Below are 2,731 nucleotides of genomic sequence, written 5' to 3' on the forward strand. Positions count from 1 at the left end.
AGCGCCAGCCCCGCTCCCGCGATGTAGAGCTCGCCCGCGACACCCACCGGGACCACACGACGCGCCCCGTCCAGCACATACACCCGCGTATTCGCGATCGGACGACCAATCGAGGGCTCCGAACCGTCCCGGGGAACCAGCACCGACGTCGAGTACACGGTGGCCTCGGTCGGGCCGTAGATGTTGTGGATCTGAGCCACCGAGGTACTCCGGTACGCCTGGGCCGCAAGATCCCCCGAGAGACGCTCACCACACAGACTGATCGTGCCGACACCGGCAGGAACAGCACCCGCACGCACCAACTCCGCCAGAATCGACGGCACCGTGTTGACCAGGTCCACCTCCACCGGACCGGCCAGCAGATCCAGAGCCGTCTCCACCATCACCACCGTGCGACCACTCGCCAGCGACCCGAAGATCTCGAACACCGACAGGTCGAAACACACCGACGTCGACGCCAGCACCGAGCCCGCGCCCACCTCGTCGAAGAACCGCGCCGACCACGCCATGAACGACGCCACCGACCGGTGCCCGATCACCACACCCTTCGGCGACCCCGTCGACCCGGACGTGTAGATCACATACGCGGCGTCCTCCATCGACGCACGCACCGCGGCCACCCCCGCCGCACACCCCTCGTCCCCAGACTCCGACACCACATCCACATCCACCATCACCCGCCCGTCCAGCGCGACCACATCCGCCAGCGCCGCCTGCGACACCACCACCCCGCACCCCGAATCGTCCAGCATGTACGCCAGCCGCTCCGCCGGATACGACGGATCCAGCGGCACATACGCACCACCCGCCCGCAACACACCCAGCAACGCAACCACCAACCCGACCCCGCGCCCCACACACAAACCCACCAAAACCCCAGGCCCCACCCCCAACTCCGCCAGACGACGCGCCACCCGCGCCACCCGCACCTCCAACCCACCGAACGTCAACTCCTCACTGCCACACCGCACCGCCACCCCATCAGGACACTCCCGCGCCCACTCCGCCACCAACTCATGAACCAGCACATCACCACGGAACCCCAACACCGAATCGTTCCACCCGACCAACAACCGCTCCCGCTCCACCTCACCCACCAACTCCACCTCACCCACCAACACACCCGCATCCCCCACCACCCCCGCAAGCAACACCCCAAAATGACCCACCAATTGCTCCACCAAACCCGGGGAGAGCTGAGAACTGTCGTAGGAAAACGTGAGGTTGAGGGTCTCGTCGGCCGAGGCAAAAATCGTCATCGGATACCCGGTGACCTCCACGCCCCGCAGGCGGCGCCGCTGAAGTCCGGCCGGCATGTCGGCGGTGCCCAGCGTTCGCGGAAAGTTCTCGAAAACGACTATCGAGTCGAACAACTGCTCACTTCGACTGATGCCGCTCCACCCATGGATATCGATGAGCGAACTGTGCTCGTAGTCCCGAGCCTCGGCCTGTTGCTGTTGGAGCTGCCGGAGCCAGGATGCCGCCGACATCTCACGGCAGATCTTGACGCGGACGGGCAAGGTGTTGATGAACGATCCCACTGCGGTATCCACCCCGGGCAGATCAACGGGCCGACCTGACCCGGTGGCGCCGAAGACGATGTCGTCGCTACCGGTGTACCGGTGAAGCAACAGCGCCCACACTCCTTGGACGAGGGTGTTCATGGTGATGCGTTCTGCCGACAGGAAGGTACGCAGCTGGCTCGTTTCAGGGGCCGAGTACTCGAGGTGCATCTCCCGGTAGTCCGGTGCGCCGGCACCGGGATCTCCGGCCAGGTGGGTGGTCTCGGAGAGTTCGGAGAAGTAGTTCCTCCAGAAGCGTTTGGCTTCTGCAGCCGGCTGACGAGACAGCCACTCGATGTAGCGGACGAACGGCATGGACTTCGCGCTCGGTGGCTCCTGGCCCTGCTGCAGGGATTGGTAGACGGAGAATACCTCCTTCAGGACGATGGACAGACTCCACCCGTCCAGCAGCAGATGGTGGAAACTCAGCAGACAGAGTGCGCGGTCCGCTCCGAGTCGTACAAGCTTGATGCGCAGCAACGGCGCGACAGTGAGATCGAAGCCGTTGGCCCGGTCGGCCGCCAGCATCTCCTCTACGAGCTTCCCCTGCTCGCCATCGGAGTGCTCCGACCAGTCGATTTCAGTGAAGGGAACTTCCACCTTCCGGCCGACTATCTGCACCGGCTCCCTGGACTCCTCCCAAACGAATGCGCTGCGGAGGATCGTGTGTGAGTTGACCACGTGCTGCCACGCCTGACGGAAGACCGCACTGTCGAGCGGCCCGTCGTACTCCTCGACGATTTGGACGATGTACGGGCTTGAACCGCCGACCGGATCATACAAGCTGTGGAATAGCATCCCAGCCTGTGAAGGGGTCAGGCGGTAAATGTCCTCAATGTCGAAACTTGACACCTTAGAACCTCCTCAGGATGTTGGCCAGCTCGGCCGCGTCGAGACTTGCGTTGGGAAATTCTTGTTCACCGGCCGGATACGTCGATGTGCCTTCACTAATTTGGTCGATGAAAAAGTCAACCGTTTCAATGAATGTGGCGGCCATCTTTCCGGTCGGACTTTCTCCACCCGCGGGGCCGACGTGCTCAAACTTCACCGAAAATTTCCCATCGGTGACCTTGGCGATGATTTGGAGTGGGTGGCTTCGGTGGGCGTTGGGGCTGGTTTCGTGGCCGGTGGGTTCGGTGGGGTCTGCGTAGGTGCCGAGTCCGGGGATG

General features: G+C 63.5%; 2 protein-coding genes. Both read right to left on the bottom strand.

Going from position 1 to position 2,731, the window contains the following annotated elements; all coding sequences use genetic code 11:
• On the bottom strand, window positions 1–2,414 hold a 2,414-nt coding region (locus tag ACFUEL_RS38045; protein ID WP_380242546.1), incomplete at its 3' end, for a condensation domain-containing protein.
• Between the two features lies 1 nt (window position 2,415).
• Window positions 2,416–2,731: hypothetical protein (locus tag ACFUEL_RS38050; protein ID WP_380242548.1), on the bottom strand; the 316-nt coding region annotated here is incomplete at its 5' end.

This window comes from Kitasatospora sp. NPDC057198, assembly GCF_042670125.1.
In the GTDB taxonomy this organism is placed as follows: Bacteria; Actinomycetota; Actinomycetes; order Streptomycetales; family Streptomycetaceae; genus Kitasatospora.